This is a genomic window from Mycobacterium sp. NGS67, assembly GCF_059812185.1.
Map to the genome: position 1 here is coordinate 1 of NZ_JCALCF010000048.1, position 22,612 is coordinate 22,612.

General features: G+C 67.4%; 24 protein-coding genes and 1 pseudogene. 14 read left to right on the plus strand and 11 right to left on the minus strand.

Annotated features, from left to right (window positions below):
• The coding region (locus AC5Y4D_RS25990) for an LLM class flavin-dependent oxidoreductase (protein WP_500038604.1) at positions 1–926 on the minus strand (926 nt) is incomplete at its 3' end.
• Positions 927–976: 50 nt separating this feature from the next.
• Between AC5Y4D_RS25990 and sppA the strand changes: the two genes are divergently transcribed.
• Positions 977–2,773, plus strand: coding sequence for a signal peptide peptidase SppA (gene sppA / locus AC5Y4D_RS25995; RefSeq protein WP_500038605.1), 1,797 nt, complete (start codon positions 977–979; stop codon positions 2,771–2,773).
• Between the two features lie 4 nt (positions 2,774–2,777).
• Here the strand turns inward: sppA and AC5Y4D_RS26000 are convergent, their stop codons facing one another.
• Complete coding sequence (locus tag AC5Y4D_RS26000) at positions 2,778–3,692, minus strand: class I SAM-dependent methyltransferase (protein WP_500038606.1); 915 nt, start codon at positions 3,690–3,692, stop codon at positions 2,778–2,780.
• A gap of 2 nt (positions 3,693–3,694) precedes the next feature.
• Positions 3,695–4,636: a class I SAM-dependent methyltransferase gene (locus AC5Y4D_RS26005; RefSeq protein ID WP_499991825.1), complete on the minus strand. Its 942-nt coding sequence runs from the start codon at positions 4,634–4,636 to the stop codon at positions 3,695–3,697.
• Between the two features lie 127 nt (positions 4,637–4,763).
• Here AC5Y4D_RS26005 and AC5Y4D_RS26010 point away from each other — a divergent pair, with 127 nt between their 5' ends.
• Entirely contained in the window at positions 4,764–5,528 is a 765-nt protein-coding gene (locus AC5Y4D_RS26010) for an SDR family NAD(P)-dependent oxidoreductase (RefSeq protein ID WP_500038618.1), read from the plus strand.
• Positions 5,525–6,757, plus strand: a complete 1,233-nt coding sequence (locus AC5Y4D_RS26015; protein ID WP_500038607.1) for a zinc-dependent alcohol dehydrogenase — start codon at positions 5,525–5,527, stop codon at positions 6,755–6,757. The genes AC5Y4D_RS26010 and AC5Y4D_RS26015 overlap by 4 nt, the downstream gene beginning before the upstream one ends.
• Before the next feature lie 176 nt (positions 6,758–6,933).
• Here AC5Y4D_RS26015 and AC5Y4D_RS26020 read toward each other — a convergent pair whose 3' ends face one another.
• A complete protein-coding gene (locus tag AC5Y4D_RS26020) occupies positions 6,934–7,569 on the minus strand; it encodes a class I SAM-dependent methyltransferase (protein ID WP_500038608.1) in 636 nt (211 codons plus the stop codon).
• 74 nt (positions 7,570–7,643) lie between these two features.
• On the opposite strand from AC5Y4D_RS26020, the gene AC5Y4D_RS26025 reads away from it, so the two are divergent.
• The 3 genes from AC5Y4D_RS26025 (at position 7,644) to AC5Y4D_RS26035 (ending at position 10,383) form a co-directional block, all read left to right on the plus strand.
• A complete protein-coding gene (locus AC5Y4D_RS26025; protein WP_500038609.1) occupies positions 7,644–8,498 on the plus strand; it encodes a helix-turn-helix transcriptional regulator in 855 nt (284 codons plus the stop codon).
• Between the two features lie 128 nt (positions 8,499–8,626).
• On the plus strand, positions 8,627–9,160 hold the full coding sequence (locus tag AC5Y4D_RS26030; RefSeq protein WP_500038610.1) for a TetR/AcrR family transcriptional regulator: 534 nt from the start codon (positions 8,627–8,629) through the stop codon (positions 9,158–9,160).
• The gene (locus AC5Y4D_RS26035; RefSeq protein ID WP_500038611.1) at positions 9,157–10,383 is read left to right on the plus strand and encodes a cytochrome P450; all 1,227 of its coding nucleotides are present in this window, start codon (positions 9,157–9,159) and stop codon (positions 10,381–10,383) included. The genes AC5Y4D_RS26030 and AC5Y4D_RS26035 overlap by 4 nt, the downstream gene beginning before the upstream one ends.
• Here AC5Y4D_RS26035 and AC5Y4D_RS26040 read toward each other — a convergent pair.
• The 3 genes from AC5Y4D_RS26040 to AC5Y4D_RS26050 all read right to left on the minus strand — a co-directional run bounded on the left by AC5Y4D_RS26040 (position 10,380) and on the right by AC5Y4D_RS26050 (position 12,992).
• A complete protein-coding gene (locus AC5Y4D_RS26040) occupies positions 10,380–11,270 on the minus strand; it encodes an MBL fold metallo-hydrolase (protein WP_500038612.1) in 891 nt (296 codons plus the stop codon). The two genes, AC5Y4D_RS26035 and AC5Y4D_RS26040, sit on opposite strands and share 4 nt — an antisense overlap.
• 88 nt (positions 11,271–11,358) lie before the next feature.
• Entirely contained in the window at positions 11,359–12,012 is a 654-nt protein-coding gene (locus AC5Y4D_RS26045) for an L-fuculose-phosphate aldolase (RefSeq protein WP_499991843.1), read from the minus strand.
• Positions 12,009–12,992: an NAD(P)-dependent oxidoreductase gene (locus AC5Y4D_RS26050; protein WP_500038613.1), complete on the minus strand. Its 984-nt coding sequence runs from the start codon at positions 12,990–12,992 to the stop codon at positions 12,009–12,011. The genes AC5Y4D_RS26045 and AC5Y4D_RS26050 overlap by 4 nt, the downstream gene beginning before the upstream one ends.
• Positions 12,993–13,022: 30 nt before the next feature.
• On the opposite strand from AC5Y4D_RS26050, the gene AC5Y4D_RS26055 reads away from it, so the two are divergent.
• The gene (locus AC5Y4D_RS26055; protein ID WP_500038614.1) at positions 13,023–14,384 is read left to right on the plus strand and encodes a xylulokinase; all 1,362 of its coding nucleotides are present in this window, start codon (positions 13,023–13,025) and stop codon (positions 14,382–14,384) included.
• Between the two features lie 126 nt (positions 14,385–14,510).
• Here the strand turns inward: AC5Y4D_RS26055 and AC5Y4D_RS26060 are convergent, their stop codons facing one another.
• Complete coding sequence (locus AC5Y4D_RS26060; RefSeq protein ID WP_499941867.1) at positions 14,511–14,840, minus strand: type II toxin-antitoxin system PemK/MazF family toxin; 330 nt, start codon at positions 14,838–14,840, stop codon at positions 14,511–14,513.
• Positions 14,837–15,097 (minus strand): annotated as a pseudogene (locus tag AC5Y4D_RS26065) (type II toxin-antitoxin system antitoxin MazE5); the annotation flags it as partial. The pseudogene AC5Y4D_RS26065 and the gene AC5Y4D_RS26060, both read right to left, overlap by 4 nt.
• A gap of 206 nt (positions 15,098–15,303) precedes the next feature.
• On the opposite strand from AC5Y4D_RS26065, the gene AC5Y4D_RS26070 reads away from it, so the two are divergent.
• Positions 15,304–15,969 carry a GNAT family N-acetyltransferase gene (locus tag AC5Y4D_RS26070; protein WP_499941456.1) on the plus strand — a complete coding sequence of 222 codons (666 nt, stop codon included), beginning with the start codon at positions 15,304–15,306 and terminating at the stop codon, positions 15,967–15,969.
• A 17-nt stretch (positions 15,970–15,986) separates the two neighbouring features.
• Here the strand turns inward: AC5Y4D_RS26070 and AC5Y4D_RS26075 are convergent, their stop codons facing one another.
• Both AC5Y4D_RS26075 and AC5Y4D_RS26080 read right to left on the minus strand, forming a co-directional pair.
• Entirely contained in the window at positions 15,987–16,898 is a 912-nt protein-coding gene (locus tag AC5Y4D_RS26075) for a class I SAM-dependent methyltransferase (protein WP_500038615.1), read from the minus strand.
• Positions 16,899–16,900: 2 nt separating this feature from the next.
• Positions 16,901–17,836 (minus strand): SAM-dependent methyltransferase, encoded by a 936-nt coding sequence (locus AC5Y4D_RS26080; protein ID WP_500038619.1) that lies wholly within the window; start codon positions 17,834–17,836, stop codon positions 16,901–16,903.
• A 294-nt stretch (positions 17,837–18,130) separates the two neighbouring features.
• Here AC5Y4D_RS26080 and secY point away from each other — a divergent pair, with 294 nt between their 5' ends.
• The 6 genes from secY to AC5Y4D_RS26110 form a co-directional block, all read left to right on the plus strand.
• On the plus strand, positions 18,131–19,456 hold the full coding sequence (secY, locus tag AC5Y4D_RS26085; RefSeq protein WP_499941459.1) for a preprotein translocase subunit SecY: 1,326 nt from the start codon (positions 18,131–18,133) through the stop codon (positions 19,454–19,456).
• Positions 19,453–19,998, plus strand: a complete 546-nt coding sequence (locus tag AC5Y4D_RS26090; RefSeq protein WP_499941461.1) for an adenylate kinase — start codon at positions 19,453–19,455, stop codon at positions 19,996–19,998. The genes secY and AC5Y4D_RS26090 overlap by 4 nt, the downstream gene beginning before the upstream one ends.
• A 3-nt stretch (positions 19,999–20,001) precedes the next feature.
• Entirely contained in the window at positions 20,002–20,799 is a 798-nt protein-coding gene (map, locus tag AC5Y4D_RS26095; protein ID WP_499941463.1) for a type I methionyl aminopeptidase, read from the plus strand.
• A gap of 45 nt (positions 20,800–20,844) precedes the next feature.
• Positions 20,845–21,390, plus strand: a complete 546-nt coding sequence (locus AC5Y4D_RS26100) for a sigma-70 family RNA polymerase sigma factor (RefSeq protein WP_499991853.1) — start codon at positions 20,845–20,847, stop codon at positions 21,388–21,390.
• A complete protein-coding gene (locus AC5Y4D_RS26105; protein ID WP_500038616.1) occupies positions 21,390–22,094 on the plus strand; it encodes an anti-sigma factor family protein in 705 nt (234 codons plus the stop codon). The genes AC5Y4D_RS26100 and AC5Y4D_RS26105 overlap by 1 nt, the downstream gene beginning before the upstream one ends.
• Positions 22,095–22,112: 18 nt before the next feature.
• The coding region (locus AC5Y4D_RS26110; protein ID WP_500038617.1) for a MarR family transcriptional regulator at positions 22,113–22,612 on the plus strand (500 nt) is incomplete at its 3' end.

Genomic DNA, 22,612 nt, shown 5'->3' on the forward strand with positions numbered 1-22,612 from the left:
TAGCCCAGGCGCGAGATCACTTCCAGCGCAAGCCGTTCCATTTGCTCTCGATCTTCGGCGACGTCCGCGCCGACGGGGTTGAGCAACAGCATCTGCGCGCCCGCGTACATCACCTCTGACAGACCTCGGGCCACCTGCGCCGGGGTGCCGGTGACCGCGACATCCTCCAACCCGGACCGGCTCCCGTAGATGCGTTGCAGACCGGTCTGCGCGCGCTCGCGGGCCCGGTCGGCGTCGTCGTCGACCATCACGTACACCCGCTTGGCGATGGTGAACCCAGCGGCGTCTCGGCGCTGCTCGGCGAGTTCGCCGCGCACGATGCGCACGGCTTCGGCGAAGGCGTCCGTGGTGGATGACCCGGCCCCGATGAAGGCGTCGCCGAGGCGCGCCGCCCGCACCAGTGCCGCCGGTGCGCGCCCGCCGAACCAGATCGGGGGATGTGGGCGTTGCACGGGTTTGGGCTGGATCGGCAAATCGTCGACGTCACGGAACCGGCCGTGGAAGGTCACCCGTGGCTCATCGGACCAAGCGGCCCGCATCAATTCCAGACCTTCGGTGAAATACCTTACGTGCGTTGACTTCTCGACTCCGAACGCACCGAACCGGCGCGAACCCCCGCCGGCCACCACACCGAGGTCCAGGCGTCCCTGGCTGAGCCGGTCGACGGCGGTCACGGCCGACGCGAGCTGTAGTGGATCGTGCAGCGAGGTCACCAGTACGGCGACCCCCAACCGCAGTCGTTGCGTGCACGCCGCGGCGTAGGCCAACAGTTCCAGCGGTGCCAGTAGGGGGGACTCGCCGACGGCCTGCTCGAGCGTCCACCCGCCCTCGAATCCGAGTTCCTCGGCACGCGCGAGATAGGCGCGCAACTGCGCGGTGTCCAGGTCCGCCGAGCCGAGTTGGGGAATCGAGATGGAGAACCTCACCCGGTCCACCGTACGGGTGGTGCGTCGGTGCGGATCGGTAGGCTTCAAAGATGTTCGCCTTCATGCCAACCCTGCCAGGAATCGATGACGTGCGGGCCCTGGTCAACCGGGTAGACACCGCCCGTCACCACGGCGTACCCAACGGCTGCGTGCTGGAGTTCAACCTGAGCAGCATGCCGCCGGAGAGCACCGGGTTCGACCCGATCACGATCATCACCGGCGGCGGCCGGCAACTGTCGCTGCGCGAGGCGGTCGCGGCCATTCACCGCGCCACGAAGGACCCGCGGGTGGCCGGGCTGATCGCGCGGGTGCAACTGCCGCCGTCGCCGATCGGTGCGGTCCAGGAACTGCGGGACGCCATCGTCGCCTTCAGTGCCGTCAAGCCGTCGCTGGCCTGGGCGGAGACCTTTCCGGGCACGCTGTCCTACTACCTGGCCTCGGCGTTCCGTGAGGTCTGGATGCAGCCGTCGGGCGAAGTCGGGCTGATCGGGTTCGCGTCCCAGGCGCTGTTCCTGCGCGATGCACTGGACAAGGCCGGCATCGAGGCGCAGTTCATCGCGCGGGGCGAATACAAGTCGGCGGCAAACCTTTTCACCGAAGGGGGCTTCACCGAAGCGCACCGGGAGGCCGTGACCCGCATGCTGGAAAGCCTGCAGTCGCAGGTCTGGCAGGCCGTCGCCCACTCCCGCGACATCGAGGCCGGCGAGCTCGACGAACTGGCCGACCGCGCCCCGCTGTTGCGTGACGACGCGCTCGCCTCCGGCCTGGTGGACCGGATCGGATTCCGGGACGAGGCCTACGGCCGGATGGCGGAACTGGCTCTCGGAGAACATGATTCGTCGGCTGCGGAAGAAATCGACCCGGACGAGAAACCGCCCCGGATGTATCTGGCGCGTTACGCCGGTACGGCCCGGCCGCGGTTGGCGCCGCCGGTGCCGTCCATCCCCGGTCGCCGGCCCAAGCCGATCATCGCCGTGGTCAACGTGGAAGGCGCCATCGTCAACGGACGCGGTGGGCCACAGGGTCTTCCGTTCGGCCCGTCGAACGCCGGCGGCGACACCATTGCGGCAGCGCTGCGGGAGGCGGCGGCCGACGACGCAATCTCGGCGATCGTCCTGCGGGTGGACAGCCCCGGTGGTTCGGTGACTGCATCGGAGACGATCTGGCGTGAGGTGAAGCGCGCCCGCGAGCGCGGTAAGCCGGTGGTCGCCTCGATGGGTTCGGTGGCCGCGTCCGGTGGTTACTACGTCTCGATGGGCGCCGACGCCATCGTGGCGAACCCGGGGACCATCACCGGTTCGATCGGTGTGATCACCGGCAAGCTGGTGGTCCGGGATCTCAAGGACCGGCTCGGCGTGGGCTCGGACACGGTGCGCACCAACGCCAACGCCGACGCCTGGTCGGTCGACGCGCCGTTCACCCCGGAGCAGCAGGCGCATCGGGAAGCCGAGGCGGATCTGTTCTACACCGACTTCGTCGAGCGGGCCGCGCACGGCCGTAACCTGACCACTCAGGACGTGGATGCCGTTGCGCGCGGCCGGGTTTGGACCGGATCCGATGCCCTCGAGCGCGGTCTGGTCGACGAGTTGGGTGGCCTGCGGACCGCGGTGCGCCGCGCCAAGGTGCTGGCCGGACTGGATCCCGACGTCGAGGCGCGGGTGGTCAGTTACCCGGGGTCGTCGCTGCTGGACATGCTGCGGCCACGAGCGTCGTCGCAGCCGGCCGCGGCGTCGCTGCCCGAAGCCGTCGGGGCGTTACTCACCCGCTCGGTCCTGGGGATCGTCGGCCAGGTCGAGCAGACGATGAGCGGTGCCAGCGTGCTGTGGTTGGGACAGTCGCGGTTTTAGAGGGCTAACCGGCCAGGCGGGCGCTGATGAAGATGATCTCGCCCAGCGGGTCGTCCTCGCTGGGGTCGGGGACACGCAACCCGTGGCGTCGGAACAGTTCGGTGCGGGTCACTCCGTCGGCCTCCCAGCCCTTGCCGCGCAGATAGTCGACCACGTGGTTGCGTTCACCGGCGTAGACCAGGGATGCCATGTCGATGTCCACGCCGTGGTCGCGTAACGACGGGGACATGTCCCGGACCTTGTCGGCGTCGAAATCCACGATGCCAGGCACGAATTCGGTGGCGATGGTGCTGCCCGGGACGCTGAGCGCGGCGATGTTGTCGAACAGCCTGTCCTGGGCGTCGGGCGGCAGGTAGATCAGCAGACCCTCGGCCAACCATGCCGTCGGCTGGCTCGGGTCCAGGCCGGCTTCGCGCAGCGCCGTCGGCCAGTCTCCGCGCAGATCGATGGCGACGGTGCGCCGGACAGCGGTGGGCTCGGCGCCGAGGTCGGCCAGCGTGGTCGTCTTGAACTCGATCACCTGCGGTTGGTCGATCTCGTAGACCACCGTCCCGTCCGGCCACGGCAACCGGTAGGCGCGGGCGTCCAACCCCGAGGCTAGGATCACCACCTGACGGACCCCGGCGCCGGTGGCTTCGGCGAAGTACTCGTCAAAGTACTTGGTGCGCACGCCCATTCCGTCGATCATCGCCTGCACCCGCTCCGGGGTGATGTTCTCGAACGCGTCGGGGTCGAGTTCACCGTCGAGCATCTTGGTGAAGAAATCCACCCCGACCGCGCGTACGAGTGGTTCGGCGAACGGGTCGTCGATCAGGCCGTCGGGAGACTTGGTCACCATCGCGCGCCCGGCCGCGACCATGGTGGCGGTGGCGCCGACGCTGGACGCCAGATCCCAGTTGTCGTCTTCAGCGCGTGGCATGCCTACAGGGTCCCACTGACGTAAAGCATCTCGACCACCGGTGCATCCTCCTCCACAACGGCCGGCGGAAGACCGTTGGCCGCCCGCAACTCGGGAAGCGGGATAGCGGTCATGCGCCAGCCGCGCTCGGACAGATACGCCGAAGCTTCGTTGCGCTCGCCGAGGTAGATGAGATTGCCCATGTCGATGTCGAAACCGTGTGATCGCCAACGCTCGGAAACCTTGTGCATGTGCTGTTCGAGTTGGCTGTCGTCGACGGGCTCGGTTCTGTTCATGCCCTCGGTGGCCAACCGGCTGCCCGGTGCGCTGAGTTCGGTGATCGTGTCCAACAGCCGGTCCTGGGCTTCCGGCGGCAGGTATCCGAGCAGCCCCTCCGCGCTCCACGCGGTGGCCTGGGTGGCGTCGAATCCGGCTTCGCGCAATGCCGTTGGCCAGTCGTCCCGCAGGTCGACGGCCACGGTGCGCTGGTCCGCGCTGGGCGTGGCACCCAGCTCGGCCAGGGTGCGGGACTTGAACTCGATGACCTGCGGCTGGTCGATCTCGTAGACCACGGTCCCGTCCGGCCACGGCAGCCGGTAGGCCCGCGCATCCAGCCCGGAGGCCAGGATCACGGCCTGTTTGATGCCCGCCGCCGTCGCCTCCAGGAAGAACTCGTCGAAGAACTTGGTGCGGACCGCCATGTTCTCCGCGACGTTGGCGACGCCGCTGAACGGGCGCTGCGGATCGTTGTCGAGCTCGGCGACGGTGGTCTCCCCGGACGCCAGCCGGGTGAGGAGGTCCACGCCGACGGCGCGCACCAGCGGCTCGGCGAACGGGTCGTTGATCAGCGGGTTCTCGGCGCGGGTCGCCATCGCGCGGCCGGCGGCCACCATGGTCGCGGTCACCCCGACACTGGAGGCCAGATCCCAGGTGTCGCCGTCGTATCGTGCTCCGCTGGAAGTCATGGGATGCCTCATTCGCTCGTGACCAATTGATACTTAGCCAACATAACAAATCTTTCGCGCCGAAACCGGTCCCCAAGCCTTCGCTGCACGGCAACCTGGAGCCATGACTGACCCGAGTTCGTTTCGGTTGGCAGGCAAACGGGTGCTCATCACGGGTGCCTCTTCGGGCGTGGGTGCGGCCCTGGCCAGGATGGCGGCTGGCCAAGGGGCGGTGGTGGGGCTGGTCGCCCGGCGGAAGGACCGGCTGACCGAGGTGCTGGCCGACTGCCGCGCCACCTCGCCGGATTCGGTGATGTGGACGGCCGACCTCGCCGACGCCATCACCGCCAGCCGGTTGGCGCTGCAGGCCTGGCATGCGATGGGTGGGATCGACGTGCTGGTCAACAACGCCGCCATCCCCAAACGGCGGGCCGTGACCGCACTCAAGCCCGACGAGGTCGAGGCCGTCCTGCAGGTCAACTTCGTCGCCGCGATGCGGCTGACGCTGGCCCTGCTGCCGCGGATGCTGGCGCGGCGCTCGGGGCTGATCGTCAATGTGGCCAGTATCGCCGGGCGGCTCGGCATCAAAGGTGAATCCGCCTACTGCGCAAGCAAGTTCGCGTTGTGCGGCTGGAGCGAAGCGATGGCGATCGATTTGGTGGACACCGGCGTCGCGGTGAAGTTGATCCAGCTCGGCCCCGTCGACACCGAGATCTGGGACCAGCCCGACAACGACGAACCCTTCTACCGCGGGCCCAAGGTCGCGGCCGACGAAGCCGCCCGGGGCATCATCGCAGCCCTCGGGACCGATCGATTCGAGCATTACGTGCCCGACCTGAAAGCGGTGGTCGACGCCAAGAACGCCGACCTCGACGCATTCATCGCCGGTGCCGCGGCCATGGGACGGCAGTGAAAGCGCTCGTCTACGGTGTGGCGCCGGAGCCGGTCCAGGTTCCCGGCGACGCCGGCCCACTGGCGCGCAACCTCGTCCATACCCCGACGGCTTTGCGGCACGTGCCCGATCCGGCTCTGCTGCGCCCGGATTGGGTGATCACCCGGCCGCGGTTGACCGGCATCTGCGGATCGGATTCCAAGCAGATCCTGATGGACTTCGGCGAGGACGACGCGGACAACGCGATGGCGGCGTTCTGTTCCTTCCCGCAGGTCATGGGCCACGAGGTGGTTGCCGATGTGATCGAGGCGGGACCCGGCGCCCGGGGACTCGAGGTCGGCCAACGCGTGGTGCTCAATCCCTGGCTGTCCTGCGTGCCGCGCGGCATCGAAAAGCTCTGCCCCGCTTGTGAAAACGGCGACTACAGCCTGTGCTGGAGCTTCACCGACGGGGACATCAAGGCCGGCATCCACACCGGTGTCTCGGCCGACGTCACCGGGGGCTACGCCGAGTTGATGCCCGCCCACGACAGCATGCTGTTTCCGGTGCCGGACTCGCTGCCCGACGAAGCGGCCGTGTTCGCCGACCCGTTCTCGGTGTCCCTGCACGCGATCACCAGACATCCGCCACCCGCCTCGGGACGCGCGCTGGTCTACGGCGCCGGGTCGCTGGGGCTGTGCGCGGTCGCGATACTTCGGGCGCTCTATCCGGACGTGGCGGTGGCGGTGGTGGCTCGTTTCGGCGCCCAGGCCGAGCTGGCCCGGGGGTTCGGGGCCGCCAAAGTCGTTGCGCACGAACCGCGTCTGGCCGTAATCGAGGAATTGGCGGCCTGGGGCGGGGGGCGGTTACGGCAGCCGCTGCTGGGGTTGCCGATGGCCCATCCCGGCGCGGTCGACGTCGTCTACGACACCGTCGGCAAGCCGGAGACCTTCGAAGTCGGGGTGCGGGTGCTGACCGCGCGGGGAACGCTGGTCAAGGCCGGGGTGCACGCGCCCGGGCGGTGGGAGTGGAGCCCGCTGTACTTCAAGGAGATCAGCTGGGTCGGGTCCAACGCGTTCGGCGTCGAGGAGGTCGACGGGCAGCGCAAGCACGCCATCGAGCACTACCTCGACCTCGTGACTGCCGGCCGAATCGACCTGCGCCCCATGCTCACTCACACCTTCCGTTTGGAGCAATGGCGCGAGGCTTTTCTGGCGATCGCCGATCAGGGTCGTAGCGGCGCGGTGAAGGTGGCGATCGATCAGCGCTGATCGTCAGCCATCGTCTGCGTGTTACGGCGATCACCGCATTCGAGCTGCCCGTCGGCGCCGGCTACCTGCAGCGTCGAGACGATTTTCTCCGACTATTGAGTTCCCGTACATTCCCCGCTCGATCGCGGAAGTGCGCTTCGGGCAGGCGAAGTGGCGGCCGCTGATGTCGCGACCGGCTAGCCCGGGCGGGTGGCGCGGTAATACACCAACTGTCCGAGTAGGCGATGCGGCTGCACGCCGACCTGCGTGCACTCGAATCCGGCCGCCCGCAACAGGTCCGGGATCGGGCAGGCATGGTGGTGTTGGTGCCGCAGCAGCCGTGTCAACGGTCCGCTGTGGGTATGAGCCTCACCACCGATATCGACCAGGTGCAGGCTGCCGCCCGGACGCAGCACCCGCAGAACCTCGGCCGCCGCAGCCGGTTTCGCATCGTCGGAAAGATGATGCAGCATCATCGACGAGAGCACCCGGTCGAATTCGCCGTCGGCATAGGGCAATCGCTCGGCATACGCCTGGTCGAACCGAATCCCGCTCAAGCCGGCCGCCTTGCGTCGCGCCCGGTCCAAGATCTGCGGGTCGGGATCGGACCCGACGGCATCGATTCCGGGCCGGGAGCGCTTGGCCGCGATGATGACATTGCCGGTGCCGCAACCGATTTCCAGGACACGCTGGCCATCGGCGAGTTCGGCCTGCGCGACGAGTCGGGGATAGACGCGGGTGAGTCCCATCAGCCGGGCGATCAGGTCATACGCGGGCAGCAGGGCAGGATGAGCCGTGGCCGGAAGATAGTCATGTGAATGATGTTTGGTCACGGCATCCATTCTGTCGCGCTGTAGCGCCGAGCAATTGGGTGATTGTCGACGAAATAGGGACTATCTTTGGTTGCATGTCCGCCCGCCTCAGCCGGCACCGCGGTGGTGTGCCCGTCTATCGGTACCGAAGTGATCCGGACACGCCTCCCGTCTCGGTAGCCCGGCGCGACGAACTCGTCGAGCCGCACGCGCATATCCACGATTTTCCCGCCCTGTGGTACACCCCGGTTGCGGGAGTGGTTCGGGTGGTCGCGCCCGGCAAGGTGCTCGAGCCACAACAAATAGTTGCCGCTGAGGACGGGTTCGCGGTGTTCTTCGATCCGGCGGCTCTCGGCGGGGACGCGGGGTCGCCGTGGCCGGCCTGGCAGACACATCCGCTGCTGTTCCCGTTCCTGCACGGTGAGGCCGGCGGGGTGCTGTGTCTGGAGGTTCCCGCCGACCGGCGATCGGTGTGGGATGCCGCAATCCGCGCGATCGACACCGAGTTGAGCGAGCGTCAGGAGGGTTACCGCCAGGCCGCCCTGGCGCACCTGACGCTGCTGCTGATCGAACTCGCCCGCCTGGCCCACGACGTGGTGGCCGATCTTCGCCGTAACGGCGAACCGCTGCTGGCCGAAGTATTCGCGGTGATCGACAAGCACCGCGGCGAGCCGCTGTCGCTGCGGGATGTGGCAGCCGAGGTCGGGATGACACCCGGACACCTGACGACCGTGGTACGTCGTCGCACCGGGCGCACCGTGCAGGAGTGGATCATCGAGGGCCGGATGGCGGCGGCACGCGACCTGCTCGCCGAGACGGATCTCCCCGTCGGCGAGGTCGCCCGGCGGGTCGGCATATCCGATCCCGGGTACTTCAGCAGACTCTTCAGCCGGACACACGGCGGCACCCCTCGGCAGTGGCGCGCCGGCCAGGGCGCCCATCGAGTGTGAATCGCCCGACGCGTCCCCGGCGTGTCGTGTCGTAGGAGTCCCGCTCGGCCACGGCACCCGTTGACAGCCCGACTCGAACACTGTTCTAATCAGAACGTTGTTCGAAAGCAACAACGCGGGGAGGCGGCGTGGAGGCACCGGTGCTGCGATACGGAGCCCTGGACCGCGCGCATCTGACAAGGCATCTGTGGCAGTTGGCCAAACGAGTCGGCGTCAACCGGGTCACCATGCGCGCGTTGGCCGCGGAAGCCGGGACCAGGCCGTCGTCGGTGTACTACCACGTGCGCGACAAGTCCGAACTGCTCGACCTGCTGATCGAATCGGTGCTCGCGCAGATCGAGGTGCCGCGTCACGGCGATTGGGAATCGCGTTTGGTCGCGCTCTACACCAGTGCGTGGACCGTGCTCATCGAGGTGCCGGGCATCGCGGCCCTGCTGTTGGACCATCCGCACACCGCCGCGGCGACCGAGATGGACCGGGCATCGCGGGCCATCCTGCACGAATCCGGTTTGCCTACTCCGCAATTCGAAGCGGCCCACACTGCGCTGTACATCCACCTGCTGGGGTCGGTGCAGCTCGCCCACCTGAATGCGGTGGACCAACAGACCTTCACTTATGGGCTGCGGCTGATCATCAACGGGCTGCGCGAGGAGATTCGATGACCGACACCACAATCGACCTCGCCCATCCGGCGATCTGGGCGTCGCAGTTCCCGGAAGACTTGTTCGCCCAATTGCGCGCCCGCACCCCGGTGTTTCACCAGCAGCTCACCGAGGACGTCAAATCCGCTGTCGGACGCGAATTCTGGGTGTGCACCAGGCATGCCGACGTGGCGCGAGTGCACCGCGATTACGAGTCGTTCACCGCAACCCGCGGCCCGCTGATCCAGGACATGCCGTTGTTCGACATCTATCCCGCGATCGTGAGCCTGGACCCGCCCGACCACACCGTCCGCCGCAGGGTGATCACCCGGGCGTTCACGCCACGCGCGGTGGCCAAGCTGGAAGACGGGATCCGGGCCCGGGCCAAGGCGATGGCGGGCGCGCTGCTGGACGCCGGTGGTGGCGAATTCGTCGATCTGGCAGCGGGATTGCCGATATCGGTGATCGGTGACATCGTCGGCATCCCCGAGCAGGACCGGTCGCATGTGTTCGGTCTGATCGACACGGTGCTCAAGACCGCGGGCGGGCAGCTGTCGATCCCGGGGGGCGACGACCTGATGCCCTTCATGGAACTGTTTCAATACGCCAGCGATCTGACCGCCCGCAAGCGCGCCGATCCTGTCGACGACATCTGGAGCGCACTGTGCACCACCGAGATCACCGCGGAGTCGGGGGAGACGTTCTTACTCCCGGCCAACGAGTTGGAGATCTTCTTCTTCATCCTGGGGTTGGCGGGCGCCGACACCACACGAAATGCATTGTGCGACGGCATCAGAGCGTTCGTCGCCAATCCCGAACAGATCGCGATCTACCGGTCGGATCCCGACGCGCGTCGCACCGCGGTCGAGGAAGTGATCCGCTATTCCACACCCATCATGTTCTGGGTGCGTGGCGCGACCAAGGACGTCACCCTCGGTGACACGCCGATCCCGGCGGGCGCACGCGTGGTGACCATGTTGCGCTCGGCCAACCGCGACGAAGACGTCTTCGTCGATCCCTATCGCTTCGACATCCGTCGTGATCCCAATCCACATCAATCCTTTGGCGGCGGCGGCGCCCATCACTGCCTGGGTGCCATGCTGGCCCGGGCTGAGGTCAGGGCCGCCCTAGACGAAATACTGTTGAACACCAACGAGATTGAGCTCGAGCAGCCGAGACTGCTGCTGCCGAACATGGCCAACAACATGACCGTCTACGAGTCACTGCCGGTCAGCCTCAATTAGAGCGGTCCGATGTCCAGCCACTGGTCGACGTCGAACCGGTCCTCGACGGCGCGCAGGGTCGCCCCGCCACGACCCGGATAGTGCGCCGGCACGACAGTGGCGCCGGCCGCGATCGCCTCGGTGAAGATCCGGCGCCGGGTGACCGCGGCGGCGTCGGCGTCCACGTCGAACGCGCACGCATCATCGGGCCGACGTATTTGCAGCGGACTGTGCGTGAGGTCGCCGACGAAGACCGTCGGCCGGCCCGCATCCAGCCACAGCACCGACGAACCCGGCGTGTGCCCGGGGGCGGGGAGCAGTCGCAGCGACGGGCTGATCTGGTAGTCGTCGGACCATTGGACGATCTGGTGGTCGACGGGCAGGACGCTGTCCTCGAAGACGAGGCGGTGACTCGACTGTTCTTCTTTGGTCAGTGCGGCGGTCGTGTCGGGGTGGAAGTAACGGTAGTCGGCTTCGGGTACCAGGTAGCGGGCGTTGGGAAACGTCGGCACCCAGGAATCGTTGTCGCGCATGGTGTTCCACCCGACATGGTCGGAATGGAGATGGGTGTTGACCACGACGTCGACATCGTTGCGGTCGACCCCGGCCGACTCCAGTGCGGCCAGGAACGGAGTGTCCAGGTGATCCAGCGGCGGCAGCTGCGGGCGGGCGCGGTCGTTGCCGACGCCGGTGTCCACCACGACGGTCAAACCGTCGACCTCGACGATCCAGCTCTGGACCGCGATGTGCCACCGATCGGTGGCAGGGTCGAAGAAGTGCGGCACCAGCAGGTCGGCGTTGTCGTCCCATCCCTGCGCCGGCGTGTGCGCTAAAGCAGCGGTGGGCAGGTCGAACCGCAGTTCCACCACTCGCGTCAGGCGGGCGCGGCCGAGCTGTACCGGGATCATCTCCCTCCTCGCGGTGAGCGTGAATTACGCGACGCAACTGCCGCGTGTCGCGTCGCAGAATTCACGGTGGGCGCCAGTATGACGCGGTTCAGGAGTTCGCTCGCAGGTAGCTGTACACCCCGGCGAAATTGCGGTTCACTTCCTCCGGTACCGGCACCGGTCCGCCGAGCGCCCTTGCACCCCAGGCTATTTGCGCGGTGCGCTCGACCAGGGCTGTGATGTGCAGCACTTTGTCGGGCCGCGGGCCCACCGCCACCAGACCGTGGTTGGCGATCAGCGCGGCCCCGCGGCCCTCCAAAGCCTTGACCGCATTGGCACCGACATCGGGCGTGCCCGACGCGGCGTACTCGGCGCAGCGGACATCGCCGCCGCAGTAGACCGCGAACTCGTCGATGCAGGCCGGAATCGGCTGGTGCGCAACGGCGAACATGGTCGCCCACACCGGATGGCTGTGGATGACACTGCCGATGTCGTCGAACGCGTGGAAACACGCCAGGTGCAGCGCCATCTCGGTGGACGGCATGCGGCCTTCCTTGGCGTGCAGCACGGCGCCCTCCGGGTCGACCAGCACCAGGTCGTCGAGCGCCATGTCCGCGTAGTCGACCGACGACGGCGTGATCACCAGGTTGCCGTCGGGGCGGCGCGCCGAGATGTTGCCGGCCGTCCCTTCGACCAGGCCCCGGCGCAGCATGTCCTTGGCCGCGGCCAACACCGCAGCTTCGGTGTCCTCCACGAACTTCATGAGCCCAGCACCTCCGGGTTGACGATATTGGCGGGTCTCGCGCCGGACAGCAGTGCCTCCAGATCGTCGGCAACCATCTGCGCCTGCCGGGCCTCAGTGTTCCACGTGGCCCCACCGATGTGCGGGGTCAGCACGACGTTGGGCATGGCCGTCAGCGGGTGATCGGTGGGCAGCCATTCGCCGGCGAAATGATCCAGTCCGGCGGCGGCCACCTTGCCGCTGCGCAACGCCTCGACCAATGCGTCGGTGTCGTGCAGCTGGGCGCGCGCGGTGTTGAGGAAGACGACACCGTCGCGCATAGCGGCGAACTCGCGGGCGCCGATCATCCCGGCGGTGTCCTCGGTGACCGGCGCGTGCAGCGAGACGACGTCGGATTCGGCCAGCAGCTCGTCGAGGCTGTGCTGAGCCTCGTCGCTGTACGGGTCGTAGGCGATGACCCGCAGGCCCAGCCCGGCCAGCCGCCAGCGGGTGGCCCGGCCGACGGCGCCCAAACCCACCAGTCCGGCGGTCAGTCCCGAGATCTCGGGGCCGCGGAACCGCTGATACGGGATAGTGCCGTCGCGAAACATGTTGCCGCTGCGCACATCCGCGTCCGCGGTCAGCAACCCGCGGGTGGCGGTCAGCAGCAACGCCACCGTCAGCTCGGCGACGGCGTCGGCGTTGCGCCCGGGGGTGTACAGCACTGGGACGCCGGCGGCGGTGGCGGCGGGCACATCCACGTTGTTGGGGTCGCCGCGGGTGGACGCCACCGCCCGCAGACCCAGCTGCAGCACCGGTCCCTTGACCGAATCACCTTCCACCACAATGATTTCGGCAGCTTCAGCAGTGATCCGCTCGGCCAGTTGTTCGGCGCTGTAGATGCGGAGCGGCTCGAGCTCACGTATCCATGGGTCGTACACCACGTCGACCAGCCGGCGCAGTTTGTCGAACCCCGGTCCGCGCAGCGGGGCGGTTACCAGGGCACGCGGTCGAGGGGTCACGTCTGCCAATGCTGGCGTACCGTGACGCCCGTGTCACGCGAAGACGTCACGATCGGCATCGACGTCGGCACCACGGCGGCCAAAGCGGTCGCGGCCGACGAGAACGGCCGCGTCCTGGCGCGGGTGCGGATCCCGCATCAGCTGAGGGTGCCCGAGCCCGACCAACTCGAACACGACGCCGACGAGGCGTGGCGCCAGGGTCCGGTGGTGGCGTTGCATCGGCTGGCCGAACCCGCGACGCGCAGGGTGCAGGCGGTGGCGGTGTCGTCGATGGTGCCGTCGATGACGGCCGTCGACACCGCGGGCCGTCCCGTCACACCGGGCCTGCTGTACGGCGACAGCCGCGGCCGGGTGCTCGACGCGCCCGAGCAACCGGTGCCGGCGGTGGGCGAGGCTGCCGAGTTCCTGCGCTGGACGGCGGCGCAAGCGCCGGAAGCCGCCGGGTACTGGCCCGCGCCGGCGGTGGCCAACCACGCGCTGGCCGGCGAGGCGGTGGTCGACTTCGCCACCGCCATCACCACGCTTCCGTTGTTCGACGGGACGGGATGGAACCCGGCGGCGTGCGCCGACTGCGGCGCCCGCGTCGAGCAGATGCCGCGGGTCGAGACCTTCGGTGCGCCGGTGGGGCAGGTGCATGCCGCCTCGAAGGATTCGGCCGTGCTGGCCACCGGGGCGATCGACGCGTTGTGCGAGCAGATCGTCGCCGGCGCCGATCACGACGGCGACGTGCTGGTGCTGTGCGGCACCACGCTGATCGTCTGGATCACGGTTCCCGAAGCCAGGCAGGTGCCCGGATTGTGGACCATCCCGCACACGGCGCCGGGCAAAAGCATGATCGGCGGGGCCAGCAATGCCGGCGGGTTGTTCCTCGGATGGGTGGATCGTGTTCTGGCGCAAGGTGATCCGACGACGCCCGACCCGCGGCGGGTTCCGGTCTGGCTGCCCTACATCCGCGGCGAACGCACCCCGTTCCATGACCCGGACCGGCGCGCGCTGCTGGACGGGGTGGATCTCACGCACGACTCCGCAGCGCTGCGGCGCGCGGCCTACGAGGCCTCGGGGTTCGTCGTCCGGCAGATCCTGGAATTGAGCGGCGCTCCGGTGCGGCGCATCGTCGCTTCGGGCGGCGGCACCCGGGTGCAGCCTTGGATGCAAGCCCTCGCGGACGTGACCGGTCGCCCGGTCGAGATCTCCGCAGCCCCGGAGGGAGCCGCGCTGGGTGCGGCGTTCCTGGCCCGGCTGGCCGTCGGCCTGGAATCGGTGATCACCGACGCCGCCCGCTGGGCACGCGTCGGGCACGTCGTCGAACCCCGCCCGGAGTGGATCGGGCCGACCAAGGACCGGTACCGGCGGTTCCTGGAGCTCAGTGGATCGCGATTGAGCCACAGCTAGTGGTCAGTGCGGATGAGTTCAATCGCTCCCGAGACCTGTTGAACGCCTTCATATATCACCATGGCACCGATGAGAAAGATATGGGATACCGCTATGCGTCTCGGGTTCTCGCTGGTGGCTAACGTGTCACGCAGAGCAGTCGACCGCGACCTCGAGAGCCGTGCAAATGGCGCGCATCCGCGTGTCGGCGAGCCTGCCAAGCCGATTCACCAACACCCCGACCGACACACTTTCGACCGAGTCCAAATTCACCGCGGAACGGCGTGGGATCGGATCCAGACCCGGTTCAAGAACAACCTCGCTGGCCAGCCCACGGATGTTTGTGGTGCAGGGAGCGACGAGTGCCCGTCGAAGCCGCGGGATCGCCGCATCGCGCGACAGCACAACTACTGGACGTCGGCCGATTCCGGCCATTTCGCACCACCACACCTCTCCGCGCGCCGGAAGTGCGCTCACGAGTCCCCAGCCGCCCGACGCCACGACGCTAGATCGCCCCACTCGTCGGGCTTATCAATGGGGTGCTTGTCGTAGGCCGCATAGCTCGCATCCACCTCAGCCGATCGATGACGAGCAAGTAATGCCCCAAGGGCCTCGTCGATCAGCGCTGCGTCAGTGATCCCGCTCCGCACGCTGCGTGCACTGCTCAGCAGCAGGGAATCGACAGTAGTGCTCAGGCGTATGCGATTCATGCCATTATTATGCCACGACTGCGGTGCAAACTCCGCTGCAAGTTTGTTGGCGCATCAACCTGGTGAAGCGCGCGGCGACCTCCGGGCTCAGGGCCTCCTCAGCGGCGGAAGGCACCGTGCCGTGGCCGGCCTTCGCGAAGCCCGAATTGAGGCCGAAGCCACGAAATGTCAAGAACCGGTACCGAAGGATCCGTGGCGCGCATCCGCGCGTGGCGTTCTAGGCTTATGCAATGACCGACCACGACCAGACCGCCGTTCGTCGAGAGATCGCAGACGCCTTACTGGCCGCGCTGGAACGCCGGCATGAGGTCGCCGATGCCATCGTGGAGGCCAAGAACAAGTCCGCCGCGGTCGAGGCGATCGTGAAGTTGCTGGGCACCTCGCATCTGGCCGCCGAAGCCGTGATGAGTATGTCGTTCGACCAGCTCACCCAGGATGCGCGGGCGAAGATCCTGGCCGAGCTCGACGACTTGAACAAGCAGCTCAGCTTCGCTCTTCAGGAGCGGCCGGCCAGCTCGGGGGAGACCCTGGAGCTGCGGGCGTTCTCGGCCGCCGAAGACCGTGACATCTTCACCACCCGCACCGAAGAGATCAAGTTCGCCGGTGACGGATCCGGTGCGCCCGCCGGCAGCATCGACGACGAGATCAGCAAGGCGCTCAAACGGCTGCACGACGAAGAGGCCGTGTGGTTCGTGGCCGAGGATTCCGGGGAGAAAGTCGGGATGGTGTTCGGCGAACTCCTGCATGGCGAGGTGAACGTCCGGATCTGGATTCACCCCGAGCACCGCAAGAAGGGTTTCGGCACCGCGGCGCTGCGCAAGTCACGTTCGGAGATGGCCTGGGCCTTCCCGGCCGTCCCGATGGTGGTGCGCGCGCCCGCCGCTAACCCCGAGTAGCGCAACGCGTTTCGCGGTCAGCCCCGGGTCGCGGTGACGGTGACGATGTTGCGCAGTTGAGCCAACTCGGAGTCGTCGGGGAAGGTGCGACCGTATTCGGCGAACAGCTCCCGCCGGGGACGGGTGTTGACCTGCCACCCGAGTCCGGTCAGGTAGTCGACCACGTTGCTGCGCTTACCGTCGTAGAACAGTCCCGCCAGGTCGATGTCGCAGCCGAAACTGGCCCACCGCCGGTTGAACTGCTGTGCGCGTTCGGCCATCGCCACGCCCGAGTCGGGGTGGTATTCGGTGGCCAACCGGCTGCCCGGCCCGCTCAGCGCGGTGATGTTGTCGAACAGTTGGTCCTGCGCTTGCGGCGGGAGGTACATCAACAGACCCTCGGCAATCCAGGCCGTGGCCAGATTCGGGTCGAAACCGTTGCCGCGCAACGCCGTCGGCCAGTCGTCGCGTAGGTCCACGCCGACCCACTTGCGGTGCGCCGACGGGGTGGCGCCCAGCGCCGACATCGCGGTGTTCTTGAAGTCGATGACCTCGGGCTGGTCGATTTCGTACACCACGACGCCCCGCGGCCATTTCAACCGGTAGCTGCGCGCGTCCAGACCGGCGGCCAGGATGACCACTTGCGCAACCCCGGCACGGGCGGCGTCGAGGAGGAATTCGTCGAAGAAGCGGGTGCGGACGGCAATGGAGTCGATCTCCAACGCGAAGTCGTGCTCGGGAGCGTCGTCCGCCAGGTCGCCGTCGAGCAGGCGGACGAAGAAGTCGACGCCGACGGCTCGCACCAGCGGCGCCGCGAACGGATCGGTGATGACCGGGTTGTCCTGCTCGCTGGCCACGGCTCGGGCGGCGGCGACCATCGTCGCGGTGGCTCCCACGCTGGAGGCCAGATCCCAGCTGTCGCCGCTGGCTCGCTGTGACTGGGTAGGCATCGTCACTGCCGCTCCGCGCTGAGGAAGACCACCTCGCCGAACGGGGCGTCGTCACCTTCGGCCGCTTGCAGCCCGTGCTCGGCGAACAGCTCGGCGTTGGCCGCCGTGGCCGTCTGCCAGCCGTGGGCCGTCAGGTAGGTGTCCGCGTCGGTGCGGTCGTCGAAATACACCAGCGCGGCCATGTCGAAGTCCAGCCCGTGCCGGCTCCAGCGCTCGTTCTGGCGACGCATCCGGCGCCGCAGTTCGTCCTCGTTGAGCTCGTTGATGTCGAGCAGTCCTTCGGTGGCGAAGCGGCTGCCCGGCACGCTCAGCGCGGTGATCTGATCGAGCAGCCGGTCCTGGGCTTCGCCCGGCAGATACCCCAGCAACCCCTCGGCTATCCAGGCCGTGCGCTGGGTGGCGTCGAAACCGGCTTCGCGCAGGGCGGCCGGCCAGTCTTCGCGTAGGTCGACGGCCACCGTCCGGCGGTCGGCGGTGGGTTCGGCGCCCAGGCCGGACAGCGTCGCGGTCTTGAACTCGATCACCGCGGGCTGGTCGACCTCGAACACCGTCGTGCCCGACGGCCACGGCAGCCGGTAGGCGCGCGAGTCCAGACCCGCGGCCAAGATGACGGCCTGCCGGATCCCGGCACCGGTGGCAGAGCTGAAGAAGTCGTCGAAGAACCTGGTCCGGACGGCCATTGCGTTGGCGAAATGTACGGTGCCGGTTGCCGTTTCCTCATCGAGGTCGGCCAGATCGAGTTCACCGGTGGCGAGCCGGGTGAAGAAGTCGACACCGACCGCGCGCACCAGCGGCTCGGCGAACTGGTCGGTGGCCACCGCACCCGCGCCCTCGGCGTCCCGTGCGGCCACGGCCCGAGCTGCGGCGACCATGGTGGCCGTCAACCCCACACTGGACGCCAGGTCCCACGTGTCACCTTCGAACCGCGCGCTGCCCATCTGGGTCATCGAACAAACTCCCCACATACATTTCTGTTATTTAGCAAATATAACGAGCAACCCAGACTGTACGCCGCGCTCGCGGCCGCCACGGTGCCGTTAAAGGACCAGCGGTGAAAGGCTGTTAGTCTCGTACACGGTTTGACGCGCCTGTATCGTGGCAGGCCGTACGTCCTGGCCTGCTGGTATCGGGCACGTGCACGCGGAATAACCCAGGAATGATCAGGAACAGGACCCAGCCGGCCAATCCCGGTTGGCATGCCGCGACCACAGTTCGGCTGCGCAGGAGGAAGAGTGCTTTCGGCTTTCATCTCATCGCTGCGAACAGTCGACCTGAGACGGAAGATCCTCTTCACGCTGGCGATCGTCGTGCTGTACCGGGTCGGGGCCGCGTTGCCGTCACCCGGGGTCAATTTCCCCAACGTCCAGCAGTGCATCAAAGAGGCCAGCGGCGGGCAGGCCGGACAGATCTACTCGCTGATCAACCTGTTCTCCGGCGGTGCGCTGCTGAAGCTGACGGTGTTCGCGGTCGGAGTGATGCCCTACATCACCGCCAGCATCATCGTGCAGCTGCTCACCGTGGTCATTCCGCGGTTCGAAGAGCTGCGTAAGGAAGGTCAGTCCGGTCAGGCGAAGATGACGCAGTACACGCGTTATCTGGCGATCGCGCTGGCCGTCCTGCAAGCCACCAGCATCGTGGCGCTGGCTGCCAACGGCGGCCTGCTGCAGGGTTGCTCGCTGGACATCCTCGCCGATCAGAGCATCTTCGCCGAGATCGTGATCGTGCTGGTGATGACCGCCGGCGCCGCCCTGGTGATGTGGATGGGCGAACTGATCACCGAACGCGGTATCGGCAACGGCATGTCGTTGCTGATCTTCGTCGGCATCGCCGCACGCATCCCGGCCGAGGGCAACCAGATCCTGCAGAGCCGCGGCGGCATGATCTTCGCCGCGGTGCTCGCGGCGGCGCTGCTCATCATCGTCGGTGTGGTGTTCGTCGAGCAGGGGCAGCGACGGATCCCGGTGCAGTACGCCAAGCGCATGGTGGGCCGCCGGATGTACGGCGGAACGTCGACATATCTGCCGCTGAAGGTCAACCAGGCCGGCGTCATCCCGGTCATCTTCGCGTCCTCGTTGATCTACATCCCCAACCTGATCACCCAGCTGGTGAACAGCGGCAGCGGCGGTGCCGGTCACGGTTGGTGGTCCAAATTCGTCTCGACCTACCTGTCGGACCCCAGCAACGCGGTATACATCGGCATCTACTTCGGCTTGATCATCTTCTTCACGTACTTCTACGTGTCGATCACGTTCAATCCCGACGAACGTGCCGACGAGATGAAGAAATTCGGCGGCTTCATTCCCGGTATCCGGCCCGGCCGCCCCACGGCGGATTATCTGCGTCATGTGCTGAGCCGAATCACCCTGCCGGGCTCTATCTACCTAGGCTTGATCTCCGTGCTACCCAACGTGTTCCTGCAGATGGGCAACAGCGGCGGGATACAGAATCTACCCTTCGGGGGTACCGCGGTTCTGATCATGATCGGCGTCGGGTTGGATACGGTCAAACAGATCGAGAGTCAGCTCATGCAGCGCAACTACGAAGGGTTCCTCAAGTGAGAGTGGTATTGCTTGGACCGCCCGGGGCGGGCAAGGGGACGCAAGCGCAGAAGCTGGCCGAAAAACTCGACATTCCGCACATCTCCACCGGCGACCTGTTCCGATCCAACATCAAAGAGGGCACCAAGCTGGGCCTGGAAGCCAAGGGATACCTGGACGCCGGCGATCTGGTGCCGTCCGAACTGACCAACCAACTCGTCGACGACCGGCTCGACAATTCCGATGCGGCGAACGGCTTCATCCTGGACGGGTATCCGCGTTCGGTCGAGCAGGCCAAGGCGTTGCACGACATGCTGCAACGACGCGGCACCGACATCGACGCGGTGGTGGAGTTCCGGGTGTCCGAAGACGAGCTGCTGGAACGTCTCAAGGGCCGAGGCCGCGACGACGACACCGAGGAAGTCATCCGCAACCGGATGAAGGTCTATCAGGGTGAGACCGCGCCGTTGCTGGACTACTACCGCGACGAGTTGAAGACCGTGGACGCCGTCGGCAGCATGGATGAGGTGTTTGCCCGCGCACTGCAAGCCCTCGGCAAATAGCTGATGGGTGCCCTGGCACGGCTGCGGGGCCGCAGGACCGTACCCCAGCGCACCGCCGCTGAACTCGATGCCATGGCCGCGGCTGGCGGCGTCGTCGCGGCCGCGTTACGCGCGGTGCAGGCGGCCGCAGTCGCCGGGGTGTCCACCCTGAGCCTGGACGAGGTCGCCGAATCGGTGATCCGCGAAGCCGGTGCCGTCCCGTCCTTCCTGGGTTATCACGGGTATCCGGCATCGATCTGCGCTTCGGTCAATGACCGTGTCGTGCATGGCATCCCGTCGGCCGCCGAGGTGTTGATGCCCGGAGATCTGGTGTCCATCGACTGCGGCGCGGTGCTGGACGGCTGGCACGGCGACGCCGCTGTCACTTTCGGGATCGGCGCTTTGATCCCCGCCGACGAGGCGCTGTCGCAGGCGACGAAGGAGTCGCTGGAGGCCGGCATTGCGGCGATGGTCGTCGGCAATCGGCTGACCGACGTCTCCCATGCCATCGAGACCGGTACGCACGCCGCCGCGGCTCGCTACGACCGGGCGTTCGGGATCGTCGAAGGTTACGGTGGCCACGGCATCGGCCGGCAGATGCACCTGGACCCGTTCCTGCCCAACGAGGGCAGCCCGGGCCGGGGACCCCTGCTGGCGACGGGTTCGGTGCTGGCTATCGAACCGATGCTGACGCTGGGCACCGGTAAGACCACCGTCCTGGACGACAAGTGGACGGTCACCACCGTCGACGGGTCGCGAGCGGCGCACTGGGAGCACACGGTCGCCGTGACCGAAGAAGGTCCGCGCATCCTGACCGTTTGAACCTGCGGGTTCTCCGCCTCGTGTCAGTAGGCGGGAGGTGATCGAGTGGCTCGTGTGGCCGGCGCTTGGAGTGCGTCCGTGGGTGCCGAAGCCGCTTTGATGAAAGCGCTCTACGACGAGCATGCCGCGGTGCTGTGGCGCTACGCGCTGCGGCTGACAGCCGACGCCAACCAGGCCGAGGACGTGGTGCAGGAGACGCTTTTGCGGGCGTGGCAGCATCCGGAAGTCGTCGGCGACAGTACGCGGTCGGCGCGGGCGTGGCTGTTCACCGTCGCCCGCAACATGGTCATCGACGATCGGCGCAGCGCACGTCACCGCAACGTCGTCGGCTCGACCGACGAGGCCGGTGCGCCGGAGCCGGCCGGGCCGGACGAGGTGAACGCCGCGCTGGACCGCTTGTTGATCGCCGACGCGATGGCCCAACTGTCCGCCGAACACCGGACCGTGATCGAACGGTCCTACTACCGCGGCTGGACCACCGCGCAGATAGCCACAGACCTGGGGATTGCGGAAGGAACCGTGAAGTCGCGACTGCACTACGCCGTGCGGGGGTTGCGGCTGGCGCTGCAGGAACTCGGAGTCACACGATGATGTTCGAGGAGGGGGACGAAATGGACGACCACGCCTACGCGATGTGGGATGCCGCATACGTGTTGGGGGCGTTGTCGGCGGACGAACGACGCGAGTTCGAAGCGCATTTGGCTACGTGCTCGCCGTGCCGGGCCGCCGTCGCCGAATTGTGCGGCGTTCCGGCGCTACTCGGGCAGCTCAAACGGGAGGATGTGACGGCGATCGACTCGGCGGTGACGACGCAACCGCCGGCCGGGTTGTTGCCGTCGTTGCTGGACACCGTGCGCCGGCGGCGTCGACGTGCTCGGGTGGCGACCTGGGCGGCGGCTGCGGTCGCGGCAGCGGTGCTCGGTATCGGTGTGCTGGTCGGTGTGCAGGGGTCCCTGTTCGGTGGCGCACCCCAGAACGTGGCCGTGTCGGTGCAGCCGATGGCGCAGGTCGGCACCGAGCTGCTGACTTCGACTGTCTCGCTCAGCAGCCAACGCTGGGGGACCGCCATCAACCTGCAGTGCTACTGCCTGGCTCCGACCGACGCCCACCACGACACCTTGGCCATGGTGGTGGTCGGTCGCGACGGCAGCCAAACGCGGCTGGCGACCTGGGTGGCCGAGCCGGGCCACACCGCCACCCCGGCGGGCAGCACTTCCACGCCGATGGATCAAATTGCCTCGGTGCAGGTTGTTTCCGCCGACAACGGCCGGGTTCTGTTGGAGCGTGCCTTCTGAGCGGGTAAGAAAAGGTGCGTGGCCGACTCTGCGAAGCGTGATCCGATCGCGGCGGCGCGGACCAACTGGGAACGGGCCGGGTGGGGAGAGGTCTCCCAGGGCATGGTGGCGGTGACGTCGGTGATGCGGGCGCATCAGATCCTGCTGGCCCGGGTGGAGGCCGCGCTGCGCCCCTACGATCTGAGCTTCTCCCGCTACGAACTGTTGCGGTTGTTGGCGTTCAGTCGCACCGGAGCGTTGCCGATCACCAAAGCCTCCGACCGGCTGCAGGTGCATGTCACCAGCGTCACGCATGCCATCCGGCGGCTGGAAGCCGACGGGCTGGTGCGACGGGTGCCGCATCCCACCGACGGGCGCACCACGCTGGTCCAGATCACCGAACTCGGCCGCTCGACCGTCGAGGACGCCACGGTCACGCTGAACGACCAGGTGTTCGCCGATATCGGCATGGCGGCCGAGGAATCGCAGGCGCTGGTGTCGTCGATCGAGACGCTGCGCCGCAACGCCGGTGATTTTTG